At 44.0% G+C, this 26,107-nt stretch carries 19 protein-coding genes; 13 read left to right on the forward strand and 6 right to left on the reverse strand.

Features of this window, described 5'->3' with window-relative positions; translation table 11 throughout:
- Positions 1-234: 234 nt before the first annotated feature.
- On the reverse strand, positions 235-1,383 hold the full coding sequence (gene yiaY, locus C9I43_RS03280) for an L-threonine dehydrogenase (RefSeq protein ID WP_107882079.1): 1,149 nt from the start codon (positions 1,381-1,383) through the stop codon (positions 235-237).
- Between the two features lie 615 nt (positions 1,384-1,998).
- Between yiaY and betI the strand changes: the two genes are divergently transcribed.
- The 6 genes from betI (at position 1,999) to C9I43_RS03310 (ending at position 8,581) form a co-directional block, all read left to right on the forward strand.
- Entirely contained in the window at positions 1,999-2,604 is a 606-nt protein-coding gene (gene betI, locus C9I43_RS03285) for a transcriptional regulator BetI (protein WP_076496887.1), read from the forward strand.
- A complete protein-coding gene (gene betB, locus C9I43_RS03290) occupies positions 2,595-4,058 on the forward strand; it encodes a betaine-aldehyde dehydrogenase (protein WP_107882081.1) in 1,464 nt (487 codons plus the stop codon). Before betI ends, betB begins: the two co-directional genes overlap by 10 nt.
- 10 nt (positions 4,059-4,068) lie before the next feature.
- The gene (betA, locus tag C9I43_RS03295) at positions 4,069-5,754 is read left to right on the forward strand and encodes a choline dehydrogenase (RefSeq protein ID WP_107882083.1); all 1,686 of its coding nucleotides are present in this window, start codon (positions 4,069-4,071) and stop codon (positions 5,752-5,754) included.
- Between the two features lie 322 nt (positions 5,755-6,076).
- Positions 6,077-7,294, forward strand: a complete 1,218-nt coding sequence (locus C9I43_RS03300) for a choline transporter (protein ID WP_107882085.1) — start codon at positions 6,077-6,079, stop codon at positions 7,292-7,294.
- Positions 7,294-8,013: a TorF family putative porin gene (locus tag C9I43_RS03305; protein WP_373455337.1), complete on the forward strand. Its 720-nt coding sequence runs from the start codon at positions 7,294-7,296 to the stop codon at positions 8,011-8,013. Before C9I43_RS03300 ends, C9I43_RS03305 begins: the two co-directional genes overlap by 1 nt.
- 91 nt (positions 8,014-8,104) lie before the next feature.
- The gene (locus C9I43_RS03310) at positions 8,105-8,581 is read left to right on the forward strand and encodes a MarR family winged helix-turn-helix transcriptional regulator (protein ID WP_076496882.1); all 477 of its coding nucleotides are present in this window, start codon (positions 8,105-8,107) and stop codon (positions 8,579-8,581) included.
- Between the two features lie 96 nt (positions 8,582-8,677).
- On the opposite strand, the gene C9I43_RS03315 is transcribed toward C9I43_RS03310, so the two are convergent.
- Positions 8,678-9,313: a peptidylprolyl isomerase gene (locus C9I43_RS03315; protein ID WP_107882087.1), complete on the reverse strand. Its 636-nt coding sequence runs from the start codon at positions 9,311-9,313 to the stop codon at positions 8,678-8,680.
- Positions 9,314-9,830: 517 nt separating this feature from the next.
- Here C9I43_RS03315 and C9I43_RS03320 point away from each other — a divergent pair.
- The 4 genes from C9I43_RS03320 to C9I43_RS03335 all read left to right on the forward strand — a co-directional run bounded on the left by C9I43_RS03320 (position 9,831) and on the right by C9I43_RS03335 (position 16,426).
- Positions 9,831-12,878, forward strand: coding sequence for an EAL domain-containing protein (locus tag C9I43_RS03320; RefSeq protein ID WP_107882089.1), 3,048 nt, complete (start codon positions 9,831-9,833; stop codon positions 12,876-12,878).
- 139 nt (positions 12,879-13,017) lie between these two features.
- The gene (locus C9I43_RS03325; protein ID WP_107882091.1) at positions 13,018-14,436 is read left to right on the forward strand and encodes a DEAD/DEAH box helicase; all 1,419 of its coding nucleotides are present in this window, start codon (positions 13,018-13,020) and stop codon (positions 14,434-14,436) included.
- Between the two features lie 203 nt (positions 14,437-14,639).
- Positions 14,640-15,761 (forward strand): CobW family GTP-binding protein, encoded by a 1,122-nt coding sequence (locus C9I43_RS03330; protein WP_107884018.1) that lies wholly within the window; start codon positions 14,640-14,642, stop codon positions 15,759-15,761.
- 149 nt (positions 15,762-15,910) lie between these two features.
- Entirely contained in the window at positions 15,911-16,426 is a 516-nt protein-coding gene (locus tag C9I43_RS03335; protein WP_107882093.1) for a DUF3087 domain-containing protein, read from the forward strand.
- A gap of 106 nt (positions 16,427-16,532) precedes the next feature.
- Here the strand turns inward: C9I43_RS03335 and C9I43_RS03340 are convergent, their stop codons facing one another.
- The gene (locus tag C9I43_RS03340; protein WP_107882095.1) at positions 16,533-18,074 is read right to left on the reverse strand and encodes an MFS transporter; all 1,542 of its coding nucleotides are present in this window, start codon (positions 18,072-18,074) and stop codon (positions 16,533-16,535) included.
- 392 nt (positions 18,075-18,466) lie between these two features.
- Between C9I43_RS03340 and C9I43_RS03345 the strand changes: the two genes are divergently transcribed.
- From C9I43_RS03345 to C9I43_RS03355, 3 genes are all read left to right on the forward strand, one after another.
- A complete protein-coding gene (locus tag C9I43_RS03345) occupies positions 18,467-19,822 on the forward strand; it encodes an MATE family efflux transporter (RefSeq protein ID WP_107882097.1) in 1,356 nt (451 codons plus the stop codon).
- Positions 19,823-20,088: 266 nt separating this feature from the next.
- The gene (gene bdpA, locus C9I43_RS03350; protein ID WP_107884019.1) at positions 20,089-21,600 is read left to right on the forward strand and encodes a BAR domain-like protein A BdpA; all 1,512 of its coding nucleotides are present in this window, start codon (positions 20,089-20,091) and stop codon (positions 21,598-21,600) included.
- A gap of 113 nt (positions 21,601-21,713) precedes the next feature.
- Positions 21,714-22,583 carry a tetratricopeptide repeat protein gene (locus C9I43_RS03355; RefSeq protein WP_107882099.1) on the forward strand — a complete coding sequence of 290 codons (870 nt, stop codon included), beginning with the start codon at positions 21,714-21,716 and terminating at the stop codon, positions 22,581-22,583.
- 505 nt (positions 22,584-23,088) lie between these two features.
- Here C9I43_RS03355 and C9I43_RS03360 read toward each other — a convergent pair.
- Genes C9I43_RS03360 through C9I43_RS03370 form a run of 3 tightly spaced genes read right to left on the reverse strand, consistent with a single transcriptional unit; the run spans position 23,089 to position 25,811 of the window.
- Positions 23,089-23,658 carry a LutC/YkgG family protein gene (locus C9I43_RS03360; RefSeq protein WP_107882101.1) on the reverse strand — a complete coding sequence of 190 codons (570 nt, stop codon included), beginning with the start codon at positions 23,656-23,658 and terminating at the stop codon, positions 23,089-23,091.
- A 1-nt stretch (position 23,659) separates the two neighbouring features.
- The gene (locus C9I43_RS03365; RefSeq protein WP_076496871.1) at positions 23,660-25,057 is read right to left on the reverse strand and encodes a lactate utilization protein B; all 1,398 of its coding nucleotides are present in this window, start codon (positions 25,055-25,057) and stop codon (positions 23,660-23,662) included.
- Between the two features lie 10 nt (positions 25,058-25,067).
- The gene (locus C9I43_RS03370) at positions 25,068-25,811 is read right to left on the reverse strand and encodes a (Fe-S)-binding protein (protein WP_107882103.1); all 744 of its coding nucleotides are present in this window, start codon (positions 25,809-25,811) and stop codon (positions 25,068-25,070) included.
- Positions 25,812-26,107: the final 296 nt, after the last annotated feature.

Raw genomic sequence — 26,107 nt, forward strand, 5'->3', positions numbered from 1 at the left:
TAGAGATCACACTTTTTATATCATTTTTGCGAATAATATGTGAGTTTCAGAGCATTTATCCCGTAACTTGCTTGTTTGTGAGTGTTTGTTTTTTTAATTGAGTTTAATTTGATGTTTGTTGGTTGTTTTTTGTTTATTTATTGTAGTTGTTTCAGTTTGTTATCTTGACTAAAAATATACAAAGCCTTCAATAATACTTGTGTTACTGAAGGCTTAAATGACTTATTTTACAAATTACAGCGCGTTAGTAAAAATCTGACAAATTTCCGCATGAGTTGCTTGTTTGGGGTTCGTGAAACCACACGCATCCTTTAAAGCATTATCAGCAAGTGTCGGGATATCTTCAGCCTTTACACCTAATAAAGTCAGGTTTTCAGGGATCTTAACCGTGACAGATAGCTTTTTGATCGCCGTGATCGCAGCAGCAGCGCCTTGCTCATCTGACAGACTTAATACATCCACACCCATAGCTTTGGCAATATCCTTTAAGCGTGCAGGAACGACCTGCGCGTTGTATTGCTGCACATGGGGTAGCAATAGCGCGTTACAGACACCGTGGGGCAGATCGTAGAAACCGCCTAACTGGTGCGCCATCGCATGCACATAACCTAAGCTGGCATTGTTAAACGCCATACCCGCTAAAAATTGCGCATAAGCCATTTGTTCGCGGGCATTGATGTCTTGGCCATTTTCGACCGCGTTTACTAAGTTAGCCTGAATTAATTCTATCGCCTTGATAGCACAAGCGTCGGTGATCGGGTTAGCTGCAATCGACACGTAGGCTTCAACAGCGTGAGTGAGCGCATCCATACCTGTTGCCGCGGTCAGGCCGGCCGGCTTTTTCAGCATAAGTTCAGGATCGTTGACCGACAGTAAAGGTGTGGTGTGTTTATCGACAATCGCCATTTTTATGTGGCGGTTTTCGTCGGTAATAATACAAAAACGTGTCATCTCACTGGCGGTGCCAGCCGTTGTATTGATTGCCACTAAGGGTAATTGTGGTTTAGTCGATTGATCTAACCCTTCATAATCTTTAATGCTGCCACCGTTAGTGGCAACAAGGGCAATACCTTTAGCACAATCGTGGGGAGAACCCCCGCCAAGGGAAATTACAAAGTCACACTTGTTGGCCTTTAACAGCGCTAAACCCGCCTCAACGTTCGCCACGGTTGGGTTAGGTTGTACACCATCAAATACCGTAGAAGTCACACCACTTGTAAGCAATTTTTCAACGACTTCACCAACCAAGCCAATTTTGACTAAAGGCTTGTCTGTTACAATTAAGGCATGTTTAAAGCCTAAGGTTTTGATATCACTGATAGCCTCGTCAACTGCGCCTTGACCCAAAACGTTAACGGACGGAATAAAAAATTTAGCAGCCATAAATCCACCTAGTTAGTTGTTATCTGTTGTTATTTAAAGTTACTTTCTGTTCTGGTAATCAAGCTACCAATTAAGGGGTAATAAAAGTGTGAGCCTGATCGGGTTCAGTGCTTATTTGCAGGTAATTTCCCACTAAAGTTGGAACTAGGTAACCCAATATCGAGCTTTTATGACGAGTATGAGTATTGATATACGCGATGATTTTTTTGTATGGTTAAACTATGGCTAAACTATGGTTAAACAAGTCTTAATCCCTCACTTTTCAGCTTTTCTCGCTAGTGTTTTTATTTTCTATCTTGCCGCTTAATTGTTAAATTCAAACTAGCTAAAGCCTAAAACTTTAATTTTTACGGCATCTAAATTAATAAATTAGTTAGATATCTAATGTTAGTTGATTCGTCATGCGACGGCCTGCTATTGGTTTTAAGTTATTGAAAAATAGATTTTAGTCTGTATTTTTTAGGTATGATATTTTTATCGCTATCTCTCTATGGGGTTAGTTATTGCGGTACTTTATATTGATAGTTACACCACTAATCATTATCATGTTTGTTAACTGGACGTTCAATTAACGTTTTTTATAACATTGAGAGTGTGATCATTTCTTGAGTATTTATGCCTAAAACCCCAATGAAGTTAATACGCAGACAGCAGCTTATTGATGCAACTTTAGTGTCGGTTGCCCAGCATGGGTTACAGCACACCACCATTAATAGCATTAGTCAGTTGGCGGGAATGTCCTCTGGGATAATCAGCCATTACTTCAGTGGTAAACAGGGGCTCATCCAAGCAGCGTTGCGCCATTTACTTGAGCAGCTAAAACAGGCGTTACTCAATCGAATCCAAGGACAAGTTCTGGCGCCAACAGAGCGTTTAATGATGATCGTTGAAGCTAATTTTACCGAGTTACAGCGCTCGCGAAATGTAACTCATACTTGGTTGAGTTTTTGGGCGCAGGCCGTCCACGATCCCCAGTTAGCTCGTTTACAGAATATCAATAGTCGCCGTTTATACAGCAACTTACATTTTTCCTTTCGACAAGTATTGCCGAGTGAATTGGCGCGGACGGCGGCGCAGCAAACGGCGGCGATGATCGATGGGTTTTGGTTACGTAGTGCCTTAAGTGAAACCCCTGAGCAGGATTTTGTTCAAGCCGAAAAATTATGCAAAACCTTTATCCACAATGTGATAAAGCAGTATGGAGTTAATACATGTCAGTAGAAGTACAGTACAACTTTATTGCGGGGCAATTACTCGCTAACGACAGCGGTGAGACCTTCGATGTCGTCAATCCTGCCACAGGGCAAGTGGCGTATCGAGTGCAAGTCGCCGATGAGAAAATTCAGTTAGCTGCTATCGACAGTGCCAAAAAAGGCTTTGCCATTTGGTCTGCCATGAGCGCCACTGAGCGCAGTCGTATTTTGTTAAACGCGGTGGCGCTGTTACGTGCTCGTAATGATGAACTGGCAGCAATAGAAGTGCGCGACACAGGCAAGCCTTGGCAAGAAGCTTCAGTGGTTGATGTGGTCACAGGCGCAGATGCCATTGAATTTTTTGCCCATATTGCACCGGGTTTAGAAGGCGCGCAGCAACAAGTGGGAGGTGATTTTTATTACACCCGCCGCGAGCCTTTAGGTATTTGTGCCGGTATTGGTGCGTGGAATTACCCACTGCAAATTGCTTGTTGGAAAGCCGCGCCAGCCCTAGCTAGCGGTAATGTGATGATTTTTAAACCTTCAGAAGAAACACCGCTTGGCGCACTTAAATTAGCGCAGCTCTTTAGCGAAGCGGGTTTGCCTGATGGCGTATTTAACGTTGTGATGGGCGATGGCAACGTTGGCGCTTGGTTAACGGGTCATCCCGATATTGCTAAAGTATCTTTCACGGGTGAGGTAAGTACCGGCAAAAAGGTCATGGCTGCGGCGGCAAGTTCGCTTAAAGGCGTGACAATGGAGCTTGGCGGTAAGTCGCCGCTTATCGTGTTTGATGATGCCGATATCGATAATGCCGTTTCAGGCGCCATGCTCGGTAACTTCTATACCCAAGGTGAAGTCTGTACAAACGGGACTCGGGTATTTATCCATGAGTCTGTTTATCCTAGTTTTATTGAAAAACTGCTCGCGCGTACCCAAGCCAATATAGTCGTTGGCGATCCTATGTCACCTGAGACTAACTTTGGCGCACTGATCTCTAAAGATCACCAACAAAAAGTGCTCGATTATATTCAGCAAGGTCTCGACGATGGTGCAACATTACTTACCGGTGGCACGGCGTTAACGCCGGATAATGCGCCTAACGGTTACTTTGTTGCCCCGACCATCTTCACTAATTGCACCGATGACATGCGTATCTGCCAAGAAGAAATCTTTGGCCCTGTGATGTCGGTGCTCACCTTTAAAGATGAAGCCGAAGTGATTGCTCGGGCAAATAATACTGCCATGGGCTTAGCTGCTGGAGTATTTACCCAAGATATCAGCCGTGCTCACCGAGTTATCCATCAGCTACAAGCCGGAATTTGCTGGATTAATGCCTATGGCGCATCACCTGCAGAAATGCCGGTTGGGGGTTATAAGTTGTCGGGTATTGGTCGAGAAAACGGCAGTGAGACACTCAAGCATTACACGCAAGTTAAAGCTGTTTACGTGGGTCTACAGCCCTTAGAAAGCCCATTTTAAGGAGCCTATTTTGGCCGCATCAATCCCACAAAGATATTATAACTACATCATAGTCGGCGCTGGTTCTGCTGGTTGTGTACTGGCTAATCGTTTGTCAAAGGATCCTAAAAACGAAGTATTGTTATTAGAAACCGGTGGCAGTGATAAGAGTATTTTTATTCAAATGCCAACCGCGTTGTCTATCCCGATGAATAGCCCTAAATATGCTTGGCAGTTTGAAACGCAGCCTGAGCCGCATTTAAATAACCGCAAAATGCATTGCCCCCGTGGCAAGGTGCTTGGCGGTTCATCATCAATTAACGGTATGGTGTATGTCCGCGGTCATGCTCGTGATTTTGATGAGTGGCAGGCGCAAGGGGCGACAGATTGGGATTATAGCCATTGCTTACCTTATTTTAAGAGAGCGGAAACCTGGGCCTTTGGTGGTGATGAGTACCGCGGCGAATCTGGGCCGTTAGGGGTTAATAACGGTAATCAGATGCAAAATCCGTTATATCAAGCCTTTATTGATGCAGGCATTGCGGCGGGGTATTTATCGACTACCGATTATAATGCGGCGCAGCAAGAGGGTTTTGGCCCTATGCATATGACAGTAAAAAAAGGCGTGCGCTGGTCGACGGCTAATGCTTATTTACGCCCAGCAATGGCTAGACGTAACCTTACGGTTGTAACTCACGCCTTAGTGCATAAGGTGTTATTGGAAGGACAAACAGCCGTTGGCGTTCGCATAGAACACAAAGGCAGCGTTGAAGACATACGCTGTAATAAAGAAGTCATTTTAGCCGCAGGTTCAATAGGTTCGCCGCATTTACTACAATTATCGGGTATTGGCGATCCCCAAATATTGGCTGATGCAGGGGTTGAGTTACAGCATGCATTACCCGGTGTCGGTCAGAATTTACAGGATCATTTAGAATTTTATTTTCAATTCAAATGCCTTAAACCTATCTCTCTTAATGGCAAATTAGATCCACTCAGTAAAGGCTTAATTGGGGCTCGCTGGATATTAGATAAATCTGGATTAGGCGCGACTAATCACTTTGAGTCCTGTGGTTTTATTCGTTCAAAAGCAGGCCTTGAGTGGCCTGATTTACAATACCACTTTTTACCTGCAGCTATGCGCTACGATGGCAAAGAAGCCTTTGCTGGCCATGGCTTTCAGGTGCATGTGGGTCATAACAAACCTAAAAGCCGTGGTGCGGTTACGTTAGTGTCGGCAGATCCTAAGATTGCGCCAAAAATTCAATTCAATTATTTACAACATCCCGATGATATTGAAGGTTTTAGAGCCTGCGTGCGCTTAACCCGCGAGATCATTAATCAAACACCATTTGATGAGTATCGAGGGGAAGAAATTCAGCCAGGAACGGCAATACAAACCGATGCGCAAATCGATGCCTTTGTGCGCCAATCGGTTGAAAGTGCATACCATCCTTCTTGCTCGTGCAAGATGGGCACAGATGCGATGGCTGTGGTTGACCCGCAAACCCGGGTACATGGTTTACAGGGGTTACGTGTAGTGGATTCTTCGATTTTTCCGACTATTCCGAACGGTAATTTAAATGCGCCGACCATCATGTTAGCCGAGCGTGCTGCGGATATGATTTTAGAGGTGGAGATGTTAGCGCCAGTAGACTGTGCCGTTATTGTTGCAGATGCTTGGCAAACCACACAAAGAAGTACTGCTACAAATTAAGCATAGGTTTGTTTTAACGCTAGTTCGTCTTAATGGCGGACTAGAGTCTTGCATTTAAAAGTGGCTTTAATGAGTCACGTTATCGAAAGGGTCGGTCAACCCGCAGTTGCTCTGCATATGATCACTTTCACGACTGAACATCTATCAGGGTTTAACTATCGCAAAGTGTTTTTAAGTAGCGATATTTAAGGCTTGAGGGCAAGTTGCTGCCTTTAAAAATAGTTCAGTTTTTATTATTAAATAAAAACATGGAGTTATATTTTATGGATTTATACCCTCATGCCTACTTTTACCCAGTATCAACTGGGGTGGAGTGCATCTTATGACCTGGTTATTATCTGCAGGAATACTGTTCACGTTTACTGCCATCGCATTTATTGTTTATCGTTGGGGCAATATCCGTTGTATCGGCGTGACGCCGGTACGTACGTTCACCTTTATTGCGATTCTATTTACCTCAGGCTTAGATGTCGGCTTGATCATGTTTCCGCTGACCGAATTTGCCGGTTATGCCAATGTGGCAGCGAATCCTGAATACGGCTTTACCAATCCATTGGCGCTAGAGTTTGGCTTTTGGGCCTTTTTGATTTGGGGCTTTTACTTTTTAACCTGTTTCTATTTTTGCGTGATCGAACCCAGAGTTAAGTATTTTGAAATCCCGCTGATAAAACTGATTAATAATGTCGTCATTATTGGTACTTGTGCTTTTACTGCCTATTTATTACTGAGCAATTTACCTTGGTATTTACCCGAGTTAGGTGATGGAAAAACGATTATAAGTAGTTTCTACTTAATCGTTTTTATAGTGATTGCCGCAGCGATATATTCCAGTACCAGCATACGTTATGTGCGAATTTTGAGTTTAACTAGCACTTGGTTGTTTTTAGGTTTGATTACTGTGATGTGGGGCAATGCCTTTTTATCGGCCGATTCGAGTGTGGGTGAATTCTTTACCACCTTTGCCTTACTAGGTGACTACTTCGGTAATATTCAAAAGTTTGTATTACCCATCAATGACTACCATGAGTTTTATCTATTTTGGTGGTTTGCGTGGAGCATTATGATTGGGCAATTTACCTCACGCTTTGTCGGCGGGATGAAAACTTATCAAGTGTTGTTAGCCATGATGGTGTTTCCCTCTATCCCTATCGCAATTTGGTTCACAGTACTTTATTACTACAGCGCTAATGGCTTAGATACCTCGGGTTTCTATAATTTAGCGATGGTGATCGTTGGCGTGACCTTTGTGATTAATTCATTAGATTCACTTATTCGTCTTTATACCGACAACCTAAATCTAACCATTGAACGTTTTGGTAAGCTGAAATATATGAGCTTTAATTTAGTGCTACTGTGCAGCTTAACCTTACTTTTCAAATTAGATTTTCTTGAAATCCAATGGGTTGGTGCTGTTTCGCTTGGACTGATCTTTAGCTGTTTTGGCTATATTGTGATGACACAATTATCCACAGTGAGCGTGATTGAGCGCTCGCCCAAAGAGAATAAAATCGACTTTACTAAAATTGAGTTAGCCAATTAATGGAAAAATCTACAATGAAATCAATATATCTTTACTCTATTGTCGCTGGATTATTACTAATACCGGCAGCGGCGAATGCCCAGTTATCGGCGACCATTAAGGCAACTTCGGATTACACTTTTAACGGTGTCAGCCAAACTGACAACGGCCCCGCGCTACAAGGAAGTTTGGATTACGGTTTTGATTCTGGCTGGTACGTGGGGAGTTTTACCTCTAACGTCGATTTTGGTGGTGATGATGACACATGGTTAGAGCTTGATGCCTATGCGGGTAAAGTTTATCAACTGAGTGAACAGCTAAATCTCGATATTGGTCTGGCTTATTATACTTACCATGGTGATTCGTTTTCTGATGACTACAACTATCCAGAGTTATATAGCAAGCTGGGCTACGATACTTCCTTGGGTCACTCTGAAGCTAAGTTAACCTATACGTGGGATTACTTTGGCTTAGGCGGCGGGCATTATACTATGTTGCTCGGCCATACGATTAGCATCGCTGAAGGTCATGATATTCGCCTAAGTGTTGATCGCTCGACGTCACTTGATGAAGATAGATGGTCATGGGACGGTGGTAAATCCTTTAATCATTATCGCATTGCTTATATGACCGATTGGAGTGGTTTTAATTTCAGTCTGGCTGCTGAAGATACCAGTATGAACTTAGACACCAGTGACGAGCGTCTAGTGTTGTCGGTATCGCGTCAATTCATGTTGTAAGCGAGAGGACTTTTACTGCAAAAGTCCTTCCTGTGGGTGAGTTCAGTGGCACTTTCTGGTAAGGTGCACTGGACTACTTGGATGGGACATTATGGAAAAGTACGAACAACTGCTCATTTCGCTGCGCCGTGTTATACGCGCTATCGACATTCATTCTCGCCAACTGAATAAACATTCAGGTTTAACTGGGCCGCAATTGATCGTGATGCAAAAAATCGCCCAATTGGATGCGCCATTAGCGAAAACCGTGGCGGAAGAAATTACCTTGAGTCCTGCGACGGTGACGACCATTATCGATCGTCTTGAGGGGCGGGGTTTGGTTATCCGCCAACGCAGTGAAACCGATAAGCGTAAGGTACATTTATATCTTAGTGATGCGGGGCGTGTATTATTACAAGATTCACCCAAACCATTGCAAGAGCATTTTATTAAACGTTATCAAAATCTTGAACAGTGGGAGCAGAGTCAATTACTCTCGGCCGTTGAGCGCATCGCGACTATGATGGACGCCGATAAAATTGATGCAGCGCCTATGCTACTGGTTGGCAAAATCCAGGGTGATGAATAAGTTTCGATTAATTCTGAGATAAATTTTTAAAGATAAAAGTACTAAAATAAAAAAGCACTGAATTCTCAGTGCTTTTTTGATTTTATCGTATCGCTTTTAGGCCGCAGGACAGCTTGTTTCAGTTACGGAGTTAATCAAAATTTCTTGTACCGGGGTATCTCTGAAACCATCAATCGTGGTTGTTTTTACTATGCTTATCTGATCGGCAACATCCATACCATCCACCACTTTGCCAAATACGGCGTAACCAAACTTATCAGCGGATGCATCCAATTGAGAATTATCTAACACGTTGATATAGAACTGTGATGTTGCAGTATCAGATGCTTGGCCTCTTGCCATTGCAATAGTGCCGCGTTTATTACTAATGCCGATAGCAGCTTCATTCTTGATAGCTGCGCTGGTGGGTTTACTTTTAAGCCCTGTAGTAAAACCACCGCCTTGGATCATAAAATTATTGACTGTTCTATGGAATAGCGTGCCGTTATAGAAAGATTTATCGACATACTGCTTAAAGTTTTTGCCAGTAATAGGCATGTTCGTTAAGTCAATCGCGAGGGTGATATTACCTTTGGTAGTGTTCATCAAATAACACACATCAGCAGATAATGTCGGTGGCGTTGGTGACGGTGTTGGGGGAACAGGAGTGCTATTGTCGTCAACGCTGCCATCACAACCTAGCAGCCCTAAACTTAAGCTAGCAGTGAGTAGCAATCCGGTAAACTTATTCATTTCATATCCCTATTATTTATTATGGTCATTTTTTATAATGTGGCCGGACAAGCATTAACTTGCTGCTGGTGCGTCAGCAATATCAATAAACCCGCAATGTTATAGTTATGTTTGTATTTTGTGTGTTTATAGATGATGGCAGAGGTGTAATAGGTTATTCAAGATAAAAACGTCATTGATACAAAGTGTTGCATTGGTTTTTGTGAGTGATGAGGTAGATAGGTTTGATCAATAATGTAAAAGCTTGCCAGACGATCACTTTGGGCTATTTTTGACTGATGTTTCTGCTGTGTTAGGCTCCGTTTATATAGAATAACTACACCACATGGGCTTTACCTTGCATAAAACCCGGCTAAATTACTGCAAAAAAACAACCCTGAATATCCACACTGCCTAGGCTAAATTGTGATGCAGTTAATAGAATTAACACATGATTTCTAAGTGATTCTGCTACACTATTTAGTGAAATATTTAAATAGCATTCACCCCACTTATTTTTGGAGTCGCTCTCTAGGTTATGGATAAAAGTATTATCTTCCCGTTAGTACAAAATGCGGCTTTAATGCTGGCATTGGTCTTTTTGTATGACGTGATCCCTAAAAAACATCAACGACAGTATTATTTACTGTGGCGCATTGTGATTGGGCTGCTGATTGGCGGTGTTGGTATCACAATTATGAGCACATCGTGGGTGTATAAACCTGGTTTTGTGTTTGATACTCGTTCGGTTATTTTATGTGTTTCAGGCCTTTTTTTTGGCGGTGTTCCGACCTTTGTTGCCGTGGTGATGACAGGGCTGTATCGCATCAGTATTGGTGGCACTGCAATGTGGCTCGGTGTTGCTACCATAGTTTCATCTGGCGTCATTGGAATACTATGGCGCCAATACAGTAAGTCTAAGCTAGCCAACATTTCAGATTTGGAAATTTTTCTTTTTGCTTACACTGTCCATATAGTGATGTTGCTGTGGTTCTTCTTCTTTTTACCTATCGCAGACGCCTTATCCATACTCAGTAACATCACCTTGCCGGTATTGACCATATATCCCATCGCCACCTGGCTGTTGAGTCGATTACTATCAAGACGTTATGAGCTTGAGCGCGATGAGCAAATTCGCTTGCAAGATGATTTTTTGTTTCGCAGCCAATTTAACATTGGCAATATTGGTATTGCGATAACGGGTGTCGACCATAAATGGATCAAAGTAAACCCCCGCCTGTGTCAAATGTTCAAATATTCTGAAGATGAATTACTGCAGATGACCTGGTCAACGATTACTCATCCCGACGATTTAAAAGCTGATTTACTCAAATTTGAATTGATGCTCAATGGACAAATTGACAGCTACGAGATGGGTAAACGTTTTATCAGTAAAGACGGTTCATGTGTTTATACCCATATGACCGTTTCCTGTAAGCGAGCAGACCACCAAGTGCTGTTAGTGATTGCCGGCTATTTAGATATCACGGCGCAAACCTTAGCCGATCAAGAAGTACTGGCGAGCCGCGAGCAACTTGAGTTGGTGTTAAGCAGTAGTGAGCTTGGGGTATGGGATTGGGATATTCGTAACGATCGCGTTGAACGTAATACCCGCAGTGCCGATATTTTGGGCTGCGACATTGACATGCTTAACGCCAATAGCCGCCAATGGATGGATGCGATCGTAGCTGAAGATAGGCCTAAGGTTTTACACTCTATCGAAGCGCATATTCGCGGTGAAACAGCACAACACAGGATGGAATATCGGCTTAATACCCTTAATCGTAATGTTCGTTGGGTTTTAGATACGGGTAAAGTGGTGAGCCGTGACTCGAATAATCATGCCTTGCGGATGTGTGGCACTTATTCCGATATTACTGACGCAAAATTGCTTGAAGAATCCTTAAAGCTGTCAGCACTGGTATACGACAATAGCTCTGAAGCCATGAGTGTACTGGATGAAAAAGGCCTGATCATTACCGTAAACGCTGCTTTTAGCGAGATGACTGGTTATGGTGAGGCCGAAGTATGGGGTCAGCATATTCGATTATTGTATTGTGACCTTAATGGTCTTGATTTTTATAAACAAATGAATAATGAAATACGTGATAGCGGCCAATGGCAAGGCGAGATGCTGCAGCGACGTAGGAATGGTGAGGAATATGTTATTTGGCTAACCATTAATACGATTAATGATAAGGAAGGTAAGCCTTACCGACGCGTTGCACTGTTCTCGGATATTACCGATAAGAAGCAAAATGAACATTTAATTTGGAAACAGGCTAACTACGACACGCTAACAGGCTTACCGAATCGGCGCATGTTATTGGAATATTTAAGTAGCGAAATTAAGAACTCAGATCGCAATAGTACCCACTTTGCCCTGTTATTTTTAGACTTAGATTTCTTTAAAGAAGTGAATGACACGCTAGGCCATGCCATGGGGGATTTATTGCTGATAGAAACCGCCAGTCGGTTGAAATCCTGTGTCCGTGACACCGATGTAGTGGCGCGTCTTGGTGGTGACGAATTTACGGTCGTGTTAAGTGCAATGAATGATCATTACAGTATTGAGCGCATTGCGGAAAATATTCTGCACCGTATTGCTGAGCCCTATGTGTTAGGCGAAGAAACCGCGTTTATTAGTGTCAGCATTGGTATCACCCTATATCCAGATGATTCCACCAGTATTGAAGGACTACTCAAACATGCCGACCAAGCTATGTATGCGGCAAAGGAGCAAGGGCGCAATCGTTTCAATTATTTCACCCCATCAATGCAAGAATATGCCAAATACCGCATGCGCTTGATTCAAGATTTACGTCAAGCCGTTACTAATAAAGAATTTGAACTGCATTATCAGCCGATTGTTGCACTCGCAACCGGTGAAGTGACTAAGGCTGAAGCCTTGATCCGCTGGCACCATTGCGAGCGCGGTGCGGTGCCACCGTCTGAGTTTATTCCAGTGGCGGAAGATACAGGGTTAATTGTTGAAATTGGCAATTGGGTGTTTGAACAAGCGGCGCGCCAAAGTGCAGCTTGGCGCCATGGCTTAGGGGTCGATATTCAAATAAGCGTTAACAAATCACCGATCCAATTTCGCGATGAAGGCACACTTCTCAATGATTGGCTGAAATTATTACAAGAGCTGAATATTACTGGGGCAGGTGTGTGCGTTGAAATTACCGAAGGCTTGTTATTGGATGCCAGCATGGGGGTCACTGAAAAGCTACTGGCCTATCGTGATGCGGGCGTGCAAGTGTCGCTGGATGATTTCGGTACGGGCTACTCATCGTTAGCTTATTTGAAAAAATTTGATATTGATTACCTTAAAATTGATCAATCTTTTACCCGTAATGTTGATACTGATAAAAACGATCAAATACTGTGTGAAGCGATCATCGTTATGGCCCATAAATTAGGAATGAAAGTGATAGCTGAGGGGGTTGAGACCGAGGCGCAGCGCCAAGTGCTGTTAGCGGCAGGTTGTGACTATGGCCAAGGTTATTTGTTCTCAAGGCCGATACCCGCGAGCGAATTTACGCAACAATATCTGCAGTGTCGTTCTTTGATTTCGGATCTTTGATTTTCGATGCCTGATGCGATAATAAGCCTGAGATAATTATTGCCTATAAAAGCGCCGTGGATTTTGCTAGACTCCGCGGCCCCGCGTTGGGGCATTGTTACCTCGCATCAAAGTTTTACTACTTAGTTAAAGAGTCCCTATGAAATTTGAAACACTCGGTTTATCTTCCCCTATTTTGAATGCGATAACTGAGTGTGGCTATCAGCAACTCACTCAAGTGCAAGAGAAAGTGATCCCGCTTGCCTTTGAAGGCAAAGATATTATGGCCTGTGCCCAAACGGGTACTGGTAAAACAGCTTCCTTTGCTCTGCCTGTACTTGAAAAGTTGGCGGCTGAGTCGTTAGCCAATGACAGCAATAACAAACCCATTTTGCGTGCTTTAGTCATGACGCCAACTCGTGAACTTGCGATTCAAGTTTGTGAAAATATCCAGAAATACAGCCAGTTCCTGTCACTCAAAACCCTCGCGGTTTATGGCGGCGCCAATATGAACCCCCAGCGTAAAGGGGTAGAGCAGGGCGTGGATATACTGGTGGCAACACCGGGTCGACTCTTTGACATTATCGGCCAGTTTCAATTAGATCTGTCGAGCGTCACTACCTTAGTGATCGATGAAGCCGACCGCATGTTAGACATGGGTTTTGTGCGTGATATTGAAAAAGTGAAACGTTTAATTGCAGTGCAGCATCAAACCATGTTGTTTTCAGCCACCTATAGCGATGCGGTCAAATTACTGGCTGAGAAAATGCTGAATGAACCCCAATGGGTCAATGTGGCCGACACCACGACAGCATCCACCGTGGTACAAGAAGTGTATCGTGTTGATAAGCGTCGTAAAGCCGAGCTATTGTCTGAACTGGTTGGTCGTAACAATTGGCGCCAAGTGTTGGTATTTGCCAGCACTAAAGAAAGCGCCGAGCATTTATTACAAGAATTGAAGCTTGATGGCATCGCCGCAGGCGTATTCCACGGCGATAAAACCCAAGGATCGCGCAATCGGGTATTGGAAGAATTTAAAACCGGTAAATTACGCGTGCTGGTGGCAACCGATGTCGCCGCCCGTGGGTTAGATATTCACGCGTTGCCTATGGTGATTAACCTTGAGTTGCCGTTCCTTGCCGAAGATTATATCCACCGTATTGGCCGTACTGGCCGCGCGGGATTAACAGGGCGCGCCATTTCATTTGTAGCGCCTGCTGACGATGAAATGCTTGCTGAAATTGAAGCCTTGATAGATCAAAAGCTGCCAGTGTCGGTACAACCAGGTTATGAAGAAGGTACGCCTTTGCCTGCCCGTTATCGTGACGTGCCCGCCGCGCCAATTAAACCAATTGGAAAGTGGAGCCATAAAGCGCCGCAGGATCGCACCATTGGTCAGTCCCGTCAGGGGAAGTACGCTAAAGGTAAAGCGCAGGATAGCAAAGCGGGCGACGACAAATACTCTAGCCGCGCTAAGCCTGCTTCTGGCTCAGGTAAACCGTTTAATGCCACTAAACCTAAGTCAAATTTAGTGAGCAATAAGTCTGGTTTTGGCGGTCGGTCTAATAAAGCTAAATAAGTGCAATTAACTTTTAGCTATCAATAAGTCGATAGCGCTTTTCAGCTTAGTTTTTAGCATGCTGAATCGTATGTTATCACCACAAAGCGCATCCTAATCGATGCGCTTTTTGTTGAGCTTCAAAGCCAATACTTCTACACTCGAGGGCCAAGCTTGCTATTCGAGTGAGCCTTATTTGAGTGAGTTACCAAGCGAGTATCCCTATGATCATCAAAGCGATTCCTACCAATATCATCACAGGTTTTTTAGGTGTGGGTAAAACCTCTTTGATTAAGCAATTGCTGGCGACTAAACCCGCAGGTGAAACGTGGGCGGTATTAGTCAATGAATTTGGCGAAGTCGGCATTGATGCTGGTCTACTCAACTCCGCTGAAAACGGCATACAAATTCGTGAGGTTTCGGGGGGCTGTATGTGTTGTGCTGCAGGCGTACCGACGCAAGTCGCTATCAATCAATTGATTGCCAAAGCGAAACCAGACCGTTTACTGATTGAGCCTACTGGGCTTGGCCATCCCAATGAAATTATTAAAGTGTTGAGTGCTGCTCATTATCAGAATGTGATTTCACTACGCAGCACCCTATGTTTAGTGGATGCACGCAAAATTCACGATCCACGTTATCGTGAACACGCTAATTTTATTCAACAACTGCAAGTGGCCGATGTGATTATCGCCACGAAATCCGATTTGTATGATGCTGAAAACACCAAGCTACTTTATGAGTTACAGACTTATTTAAGCCATATCGAACGCGCCGATATTCCCGTGGTCAGCCATACAAACCAGCAGTCGTTGCCCCGCGCTTTGCTCGATTATCTTAACCAGCCGCGGCGTGTTTCACTCAACACGAGTGGGCCTACTGGCGTGAACCCTAAGCTGGGTAATCTTGCGATAACTACGCCTAGCTTGCTGCGAACTGGTGGCTCACATTTAAGTGAATTGGGTTTGTTTGCTGATGGGGTAATGGAGACTAGTTTAGCTTTTGATAAGCGCGGCATGGTACGCAAGCAGAATCGAGGCGAAGGTTGCTTTAGCTGTGGTTGGGTATTTGAGCCGACATTAGAGTTTGATTTTGAAAAGCTGATTGCTTTTATTCAACGGCAATCCCAGTCATCTAATATGGGGCAAGCGCTGCTCAGATTAAAGGCGGTGATGATCACGTCAGATGGTATTGCAGGGTTTAATTGGATTGATCATGAGCTAAGTGTGCTTGAACTGGATGATACGCTAGATTCTAGATTAGAAATCATAACCGTGAATGACGTTGATTGGGATGAGATAGAACAACAGCTTATGGCTTGTTTTAACTCCCGCTTATTTAACTAATTACTCAGTTAACGGTCGAGTAGGTCGGTTTAAACATATGTGTATGCGATTCGTTTAAATCAATTAAGGTCGAATAAAGACGATTCGGGTATGATTTACCATTAATTATTGATACGCCTACACCGGGCGGGCTATTCGAGCGTACTGTGATGAAACTGCAAGAAATAGATAAAACCCGATATCGTAAGAACATGAATTTATTGATTGTGATTTTAGTGCTCAGCTTGGTGGGACTTTCATTAGCTTTCGGATCGGTATTGATTGCCATTTTTGGAGCGACCCCGGTACCGGGCGAGCCGACGGGTAACTTTCATTTAAACCTTTTAGGGGTGATGTTAAGTGTGGGCTTATGTGGCGCTGTGTTGCATCACGTTAAGGAGCGGCCATTTTTTCGTGAGATTTATTACGTTTGGCGATTAAAGCAGTTACATAATCGTATTTATCGTAAATTAGTTAAAATTAAAGCTGCTGCGGCAAAAAATGATGTCAATGCATTGATCACACTGCTTTTTTATTACACAACGTTAAGGCAAGTATATTTGCTTGATGATAATACACTGACCTTGCCTGCATTGACCCAAGATTTGAATCGTTTAAACGCGCAAATCGACAGTTTAGGCTTGTTGCTCTCAGCTGAACAATTTACCCCTGAAATGTTGAGCTGATAACGCTAAGGTTTATCAAGTTAAAGTTTATAGCGAATCAAGACTAAAAGTGCGTATAAAAATACGCACTTTTAGTCTGGTATTAACGCTTTCAACGGTAAATTTATTAGGCTGCTCGCTGGGCTTTTTGCAGTGTGAGTAACCACTTACCATAAAGATAAATGCCGACTGCTGAGATAGTCCCTATGGCGGCAATGATATACCACGCCATGCCGATATTATTGCTGTGATACAAAAATTGAGTGAGTTGTTCGGCGCTTTCCCCCGTGAAACTCACCAGCGTAGTAAAAGCTTCACCTTGAGGAATAGCGCTAACATCAACGGCATTCATGCCGCGCTCTAATAATAAATCCCGCGAAAACAGCTCCTTCGATGCATAAATCTCATATAACTTAGGGCCGAAGTAGCCTTCTAAGCCCCAACCTATGCCTTGGGGTAACATCACAAATCCCAAATACATGGCTTTTTTACCTTTAGGCGCAATATTACCCATGAACTCATTTTTCTTTGGGCTGATCATCATCTCGCCAAGAGAGAACATCGCAATCGCCAGCACAATAAACCAAGCAGTATGGAAAGCGCCAATAAACACAAACGCCAAAATACTCAGCAAACAGCCAATAAGCATGGCAGTAGTAATACGATATTTGGCCGTGAGCGCCGCAACAATAAAGCAACTCGTCATGATAAGGCCGGCATTAAGATTAAGCATGCCTTCGGGCATCACCTTAGTACCATCGTTATTAAGGCCAAGCCAAAATTGCAGAATACCGTTACTGGTGCCTTCACTGCCAAAGAGAGTCGTGACGATTACGCTGGTATCAACCCATTCAGAAATATGAATTGGTAGCACATCAAATAACGCGTTGAATAAAAACCAAAAGCCTGCAAATACCAACATATAGTAAATCACTATTGGCTTTTTAAGTTCATGCCAAGCATCACGCCATAGGGCTTCTTGCTTGACTTCACCCGATTGAATTTGTTTATTGCGCGCCAACCGCTCAGCTTTGCCAGGCTCCGTGTAGGTCAGTAAAAATAAGAAGTTGAGTGAGATAATGGCGGCGCAGGCAAAGAACACATTGTCCCAAGACAGTTGACGCATATGCACGGCGACTAATGGCCCGAGAAAACCGCCAATATTAACGACTTGGTAAAAAATCCCCCACGCCATTGAAGTGTTATTGCGTTGGGTAGACAGCACTAAGGTACCTTGAATGCCCGGTTTAAATATTCCAGTGCCGATGGCAAGTAGCAAGGCTCCAACAAGAAAGCCCCAAAAACTAGGGAAAAATGCCATGACTAAATAGCCAAATATTTTAATAATGGTGGAGCCAAAAATGGTTTCTTTGTAGCCGACGCGATCAGACATACCACCGGTAAACACTGGGACAAAAGTTTGCATTATGGCCCAAAGAGAAATAATGATGCCGTAGTCACTTAGACTAATGCCTAAGCCGCCTGCAGATTCGGGTGCTTTTGCATAAAGCCCTGCGCTGGCCTTAACGCCGTAGTAGGCGATACGTTCAACGAGTTCCATACCGCCGACCAGCCAAAAAATATACCCTAGGCTGGTAATCGAGGCCCACATACCGAGTTGTTTAACTTCTTGCAGATCATTGTCTGCATTTGGACTATTTTGGCTCATGTCCTTCCCTTATTGTTTTTATAGGTGTTATTTTGTATTAACCCATTATTAATCAACTGATTAAAGTTAACGTATTAATCGTTTTATCTCGCAAAAATGCAAGAATGGGTATGCTTGGGTTGATACTTTACCTAATTTAGCTTTAAACACCAAAAAAGTAGCAAAAAATGATGAGTTATCCCGTATCTGTTATTAAACTGTATTTGTCTTGTGAGCTTGGCAGTAACCGCGCCATTTTTACTTAACCCATTGTGATAACTAATCTTTACTGTTTATTTTTCTACTTAACGGACTTTGTGTTCCGAGTGAATTTAGGTACAATCCTCTGCCGCATTTTTGTTCGCCCGATCATTTTTCTGTGGCCCTTGCCTTTTATTTTGTGAGAAATACGAATGACAGCAACAACATCTAATCATGTTCCAGCGGATATGAGTTTGCTTGAGGAGCCGATTACTAAGCTTTTTTGGCGCTATACCATACCCACCATTGCCTCTATGTTGGTGACGGGCGTGTATGTGACGATTGACGGTATTTTCGTTGGGCACTATTTAGGTGAAACGGGCCTTGCGGGGATGATGTTAGCTTATCCTGTCGGCGCTATTTTGTATGCCATTGGCGCTATGATAGGCATGGGCAGCGCGGCATTAGTATCAATCAATCTTGGTCAAGGTAATATCGCTAAAGCCCGTAAACTCATTGGTAATGCCTTTAGTTTATGTTTATTGGCGGGAGGCTTTTTTGCTCTTGTGGGTGGAATATTCTCGCGGGATATTTTAATCGCCCTCGGGGCGCAGGGTGAAATACTCGAAAATGCCAACCAATACCTATTCTGGTATTTCGCCCTATGTCATTTCCCGATTATTTCAATGACCTTTACCACACTACTGCGTAATGACGGCCGCCCCTCGATGGTGACTTGGGTGCTGATTTTAGGCGGGGTATTAAACACTCTGTTAGATTGGCTGTTTATTGTGGTTTTCCCCTTTGGTTTGGCAGGCGCCGCGATTGCGACTATGCTGTCGCAGGCAGTGACTGGGCTGTTATGTTTGCAGCATTTTTTCGGCCCTCGCACTCAGCTTAAAATCAACCTTGAGCAGATGAAGCTCAAACTCGACAATTGCATCAATATTGCCCGTGTGGGTTTACCGAGCTTGTTGATGAACCTTTATCTATCGATAGTATTAACTCTGCACAACATGGCTTTTTTGTGGGTTGGCGGTCCCTTACATGTGGCAGCTTATGGCGTGGTCAGTTACACGGAGGCTTTTTTCTATTTGATTTTTGAGGGCATAGCCCTTGGTACTCAACCTATTTATAGCTTTAACGCTGGAGCAGGGCGATTTGACCGGGTTAAACAAGCGCGCAATATTGCCTTTGGGATGACGCTACTCACCGCAGCATTAGGCTTAGTACTGATTTATTCTCGTCCAGAGTGGTTGGTGTATTTGTTTGCTGGTGATAATCAGAGCCTAACACCGGTAGCAATTGAAGGCATGCGCTGGTATTTCTGGGGCTTACCAATGGAAGGCTTGATTTTAGTCGGTGCGAGTTTCTTCCAAGCGATTAATTGTTCGACACAAGCCTCTATGCTCACGGGCGCTAAGCTTATTTTGATTGCTGTTATTATCTACTGTTTTGCTTGGGCATTTGGCGTGGTCGGGGTGTGGATGTCGCTCGCAACTTGTAGCACTATTTTGACGATATGGATGTTTTACGCCATGAAACGAGTTGAAGCGCGGCTGCATTAATACTTGGCGCTAACGGTTAAATATTTATCTTTTACGCTAAACACGACTTAGCGCTAGCGCGGGATGTTGGCCTCTGGTACATTTCGCTGGTTTAATCAGCTATCAAAAATAACTCATTTAAGCGTGCTGGCTTTTCGAGGCAATAGCCTTAGTAAAGGAGATGGGTTCGCAGATAACCTTGGGTTAGCTTGACTGTTGATATAACTGGGTATTGAGCCGAATGACTCGCTCGTTAATTTTAGTAATTTATGTTTTATGAGGCTATTATGCGCACCACTGCAGTCATTTCAATGCTGTTGCTTGGCGTGTTAACCACTGTGAATGCCAGCGCCAAAGAGAATGAGTTAGTGTTTGCCAGCGACTTTGAAGGCAATCGTTTATCTCAACCTTGGTCGTGGATCATGGGTTGTCAATTTGAAGGCGCTGAACCACACAGTGGCGAAAGTGCGCTGCTGTGCGCCGAAGGCAATAGCAGTATCGTCAGTAAGTATCCTATTTCCGAAGCGGGGCTATTAGAGTTTTGGGTAAAAACCCAAAATACTCAAACCCAGTATCGAATCAATGTATTAACCTCACCCGTATTAAAGCTTGATGCCCAGTGGCAGCATGTTGCCTTAATTGATATCACGCCGGGTGCAAATGAGTATTTGGCGCACCGCGTCTCGATTGACGACCCCAGCCGCCAGTATATTCGCCTCGACATTGAGGCCATTAATGGCCCAATTAGTCTGGATGATTTGAGCTTAGACAAAATTCGCCTTGATATGGCACTGCAAAAAAATGAGCAGAAAATTATCGGCGGGATTTTAGATAAACTCAAACAAGACAAAAACTACGACGTGCAGTCGGAGTCGTTTCGCACCTTAGGTAAAAACTACGCCGCCCAGCTTGAAAGCCAAAGACAATACCTTGAATACTCGAATGCGATTTATTCTAGTATCACCTTTGTGCTCGCGACATCTGAGCGCAATAAGATGTCTAACCCTATGGGATATAGCACTTTTAGGTCGGTATTGACCGACACTAAACGGGTGGCGTCACCTATCCAGCAGGCGCGTTTAGGCTCTATGGTTAAACCCTTTGGTGACTTAGCCACAGCTACCTTAAACGTGGTCAGTGCCGGTGCTTATTCCGCCTTTGCTGAACCTTTTAAGTCATTTGTAGCGGCGACGTTTGATCGTTCTAACTATGACAATGGCGATTTGAGTCGCAGCGATCGAAAATTTGCTGAAGAAAATGGCCTGAAAATTTATCAGCAAGCCGAACGTTTTATGTCTGAAATCGAAAAAGAGCTGCAATTAGTCACCGCGCTAGATAATGACTTAGTTAACATGCAGAAGAGTTTAGATGCGTTTCGCCGCGATCTTGATAAACACCTACGCAGTTATTTACAACATGCCAGTATTGCTCGCACGCCTGAAAACTACAGCAAAGTCATGAGTAAAGACGAGCAAACTCGCGCGCTGGTGATTGCCGAGGCGAGTGCTAATATCAGCGCTAAAGCCGAAGCGTTATTGGCGTCAAATAGCAATGCTGAGTTAGTGCAGTACATGATTAAAACCACTGAGAAGATTGATGAATTTCAAGAATACAAGGAGCGTTTTAACCAGATCACCTCGGCCATGCTAACTTTCTACGATAAGTTTGAACGCTCGATTGCCACTGAGCAAAACCCGTTCACCGACCCAAGCGATCGCGCCGTATGGGAACAACACGCCCAAAGCGCCCGTAACTACATTCGCCAGTCGAAGGAAGCCTTCACCAAAGCCTTTATGTAGTTTATCGAGCTAGAGATTGGTGGTGTTTGTGGTTGGCTCTATTACTGCGTACTTAGTCTGGCGCGCAAATAGATAAAGCTCGAATAAAGCAATACTGCTCGGAAGGAACCAATATGCTTAAATCTTTTATTTTTATGATCTCCTTAACCACAATTACTAGTCTTGTTGAAGCTAAAAGTTCAACAGATGCTTCGACTAAAAATATATCTTTTACGCCTCCTAATGTTGAAATTATCTCAAATAAAATTGACATGAACGACTTAAAAAAATGTGCAGAAACCCAGCCAAAATGTGCATCAGCTCTAGGGCTCTTTTACTTATATGGGAAAGGAGTCGAACAAAACTACCAAACAGCATTTGAGTACTTTTCCTTTGCAGCAAAACATGATGTAGGTAGTGCATATTTCCATCTTGGTATTATGCATAAAAATGGCGTAATAACGGGGAAGAATGATTTCATACAAGCATTTGAAGCATTTGCCTCCGGAGCTAGTTTAGGAGATCTTCCTTCACAAATATTTTTAGCATCAGCGTATGAAACGGGTGAAGGTGTTGAAATAAACTATGAAAAAGCTCTTAAATGGCATTTGGCAGCCTCTGCACAAGGAGACGATACAGAGCAACGCAAAGTCTGTGATTATTATCAAAATGGCTGGGGTACTGAAATCGATTACGAAAAATCTTTTGAGTATTGCAAACGTGCATTATTAAACGGCAATGCCTTAGCTACCCAAATGCTAGCCAATCATTTTTATAGGGGTTTGGGCGTCAAGAAAGACATATTGCAAGCCTATAGCCTTCTAATTGTATCGAAAGAACTAGGAAATTCTGCTGTGGATAAATACTTGCCTCACGTTCAAAGTTTGTTATCAGATGAAGAAATACTTAAGTCAAAGAACGAAATCGAGATTTGGCATAAGGAAATAACTAACAATAAATCGAAAAATGATTCAGACAAAGAGCACCAAAAAACTATAAATTAAGTAACTAATAAGTCAGGGCAGAAAAGCCGAGACTGTAACAGATTCTGTGTAACTGCAGTTTAGTATTGGTGGTAAGATTCTAATACGTTAATTTCCAACATTGTACTGTTTTTTCATCCTAATAAAATGCCATCTAAACTACTCATTATTTTTAGAAATAGAAAATTAACAGAGCCCGTCATCGCTAAATATTAGCGCGAGTCTTTAAGCCTAAAGGTCACGCTGATGTTTGCAAGGCGAGTCAGGGTAATTTGCGAGACGACCGTCCGCCCCATGGACGGGGCGGTCGAGCATCCACGGATGGACTGGCTGCGAGTCGACGAGTGAATGCCATGGCAAGCCTGTACCTTTAGGTAATGTAACTCGTACAAATCAAATCTCTCAAATAACGTTATGCCAAATTCTAAACAAGAAAGCCGCCAATGAAGGCGGCTTTTGTGTTTCGATTATCTCGTAACCTTTGTGTTTTCTTGGTTACTTTACATCATGACTTTCAGGCGAGGCATTAGAGCAAATACACGTTCAAGCTACAGGCGCCGTGGGCACCAACGACGAGGGCTTGTTCGATATCGGCGGTTTTTGATGGACCCGCGATAAACACCCCGAACTCACCGACATCTAAGGTAATTTCTTTTGCTGCTTGATGCATGTTTGGCACAATTTTATTGGCTGGCAAAGCTAAAATCAGGTTTTCACAGATAAACGGCGTAACTCTGTGGCCTAAATTTTTATTGTTCACCCAAATGGCGCCGTTTTCGGCAACGCCAATGTCACCTGGGATCACCGCATAATCTATATCTTTTAGCTCATGGGCGGTGGGTGGCACTTCGCGGTTTGCTGTTACGCCATCAACTAAAGAGATCACCTGTAACCCCTGAGCAATAAGTTCATCGACTTTGGCTTGCAGGGCTTTGATGCCACCATCTTTATGTAGCGTACCCGCGACAGTGTTGAGGTTGGTCTCGAACTGGCCGATGAGATTGTCACCCCTTGGCGCCACATCTATGCTCGGCATTGGATGATTTGTTAAGGCCGACAGTTTGAGCGCATTGAGAATTTCAAGTTTACTAGACATCTTATAGGCTCCTGTGTTTCTTAAACCAAGCTTCGAAGCTGGAGTTCGGCGCAACGGGCAGTTCACGGTATTTTCCCCATGCACCGCTAAAGGGTTTTAGTAGGCTACCCGGCAGAATGCGCAGCGCGGTTCTTGCCACACTCATAGAACAGTTCAACAGAGTTTCGCTTGCCATAAATTTACCCACTAATGGCATGTAACTGTTTTTGCCATAGGGGAGTTTTCCGGCTTCAGCCTTAAGGCGTCTGTGGTGGAAAATAATTTTATCGAGCGGCACTTTAGTCGGGCAGATATAGGTACAGCTACCGCACAAGGTACAGGCCCAAGCAATCGAGTTAGTGTCATCTATCTTAGCGCCTACGGCGATGCCAATTGGGCCCGGAATGGTGTAGTTGTAGCTGTAACCGCCAGAGCGACGATACACAGGGCAAGTATTGAGGCAACCACCACAACGGATACACTTCAATGATTCTGCAAGGATTTTATCCTTGAGCATCTCAGTGCGGCCATTGTCGACGATAATAATGTGCATCTCGCCTTCAGGCTGTGGGCCACGGTAAAAGGCGCTATAAGTGGTGACGGGTTGGCCTGTGGCGTTGCGCGCCAGTGTGCGTAGCAAAACAGCTGCGCTGTCTACATTGGGCACCACTTTGTCGATACCCATTGAATGCAGCTGCAACTTAGGTAGATTAGCGCCCATGTCGGCGTTGCCCTCGTTGGTGCAGACCACAACGGCGCCTTTATCGGCAATCGCCATGTTGACGCCGGTCATTGCAGCATCGGCGGTGAGAAATTTTTCACGCAAATGCGCGCGGGCGGCGCGGGTTAAATATAAGGGGTCGGACTCGCCAGCTTTAGTGCCTAATAATTCGTGGAAAAGCTCGCCAACTTCCTCCTTTTTCATGTGAATAGCCGGCACGACTATGTGTGATGGCGGCATTTTGGCGAGCTGAATAATTCGCTCACCTAAGTCGGTATCAATGACCTCAATACCGCGTTGCTCTAAGTACGGATTGAGGTGGCATTCCTCGGTCAACATAGACTTGGACTTCACCAGCTTTTTCACTTTATGGCGGGCTAAAATCTCGTGAACAATGCGATTATGCTCGGCGCCATCTTTAGCCCAATGCACTTGTATACCATTAGCGATACAGTTTTGTTCAAAGGTTTCAAGATATTGGGCAAGATGGGTTAACGTGTGGAGTTTTATTTCTGAGCCAAGCTGACGCAGTTGTTCCCATTCTGGGATGCTACCTGCGGCGCGGTCACGTTTTTCTCTGAGCATCCACAGCGCTTTTGAATGCCAGTCGACACGGGTTTCGTCGCGGCAAAAAATATCGGCTTTATGGGCATGGTTTTGTGAGCCCTGACTCGCTTCGTGATTATGATTGTAAGCCATGATGAGTCTCCTAGAGTGCAGCGTTCAGCACTTGGGCTATGTGGCGAGTTTCAATCGGCAACTGCTGTTTGCGGATCATGCCATCGAGGTGTAATAAACATGATGGATCAAAACCCACCACATATTCGGCACCCGTTGCGGCGTGGGCTTGGGCTTTGTCCTTACCCATTTTGGCTGACACTGCGCCTTCGTCCACGGCGAAGGTGCCACCAAAGCCACAGCATTCGTCACGGCGGTCGGGATAGACTATGTCTATGCCGTCAATATTTGCTAATACGGCTTCGACTTTGTTGAATCTTGGCCCCATTTGCTCACTTGGGGTGGCGAGGTTCAACATGCGTATGCCATGGCAACTCAGTTGCAGGCTGATTTTGTGCGCGAAGGGCTTGGTAAAGGCGGGGATTGGCGCGATATCGTGTAAAAACTCAGTAAGCTCATAGAGTTTGTTGATCACAGCTTGTGCTTCTGGGCTGCTATCAAACTCGTGGAAGTTTTCTTTGGCAGCCACTAAACAAGAGGCGGCAGGGCAAACAATGGCGTCGCATTCTACGCCCTTAAAAGCGTTAAGTAATTTACGGGTGGTACTGCGGGCGGCATCAAAGCAACCTGAGTTGGTCATTGGCTGACCACAACAGGTTTGACCCGCAGGTAGAATCACTTGGTGTCCGAGTTTTTCTAATAGCTCTAAGGTGGCAATGGCAACCTCAGGCATCATTTGATTGACTAGACACGGGATGAAAAGGGCGATTTTCATGGTGTTTTCTCTTTCTTATTAGTGAACGACATTGCCTTGTTGCGTGAGCTGAAGACCACACAAATACTAAGGTAGTTAATCCAATATAGGCGGTTTTTTACAGAATAAGTAGCGTTAATTTAGTAAATACTCTTGTTGATATCCTCATAAATGCGAATGTTTAATATATTGATTACATTGTTTAAAAATATTTTTTCGGTTTAAATTTTATGCTAATAGTTGCGTTGTCAATGAATGATAGCAATGTGCTGACATGCCTAAACGAGGCAAAATATCGCCCCGTTTTCGGCGGTTGT

This window comes from Shewanella morhuae (assembly GCF_003028295.1).
Classification (GTDB): domain Bacteria; phylum Pseudomonadota; class Gammaproteobacteria; order Enterobacterales; family Shewanellaceae; genus Shewanella; species Shewanella morhuae.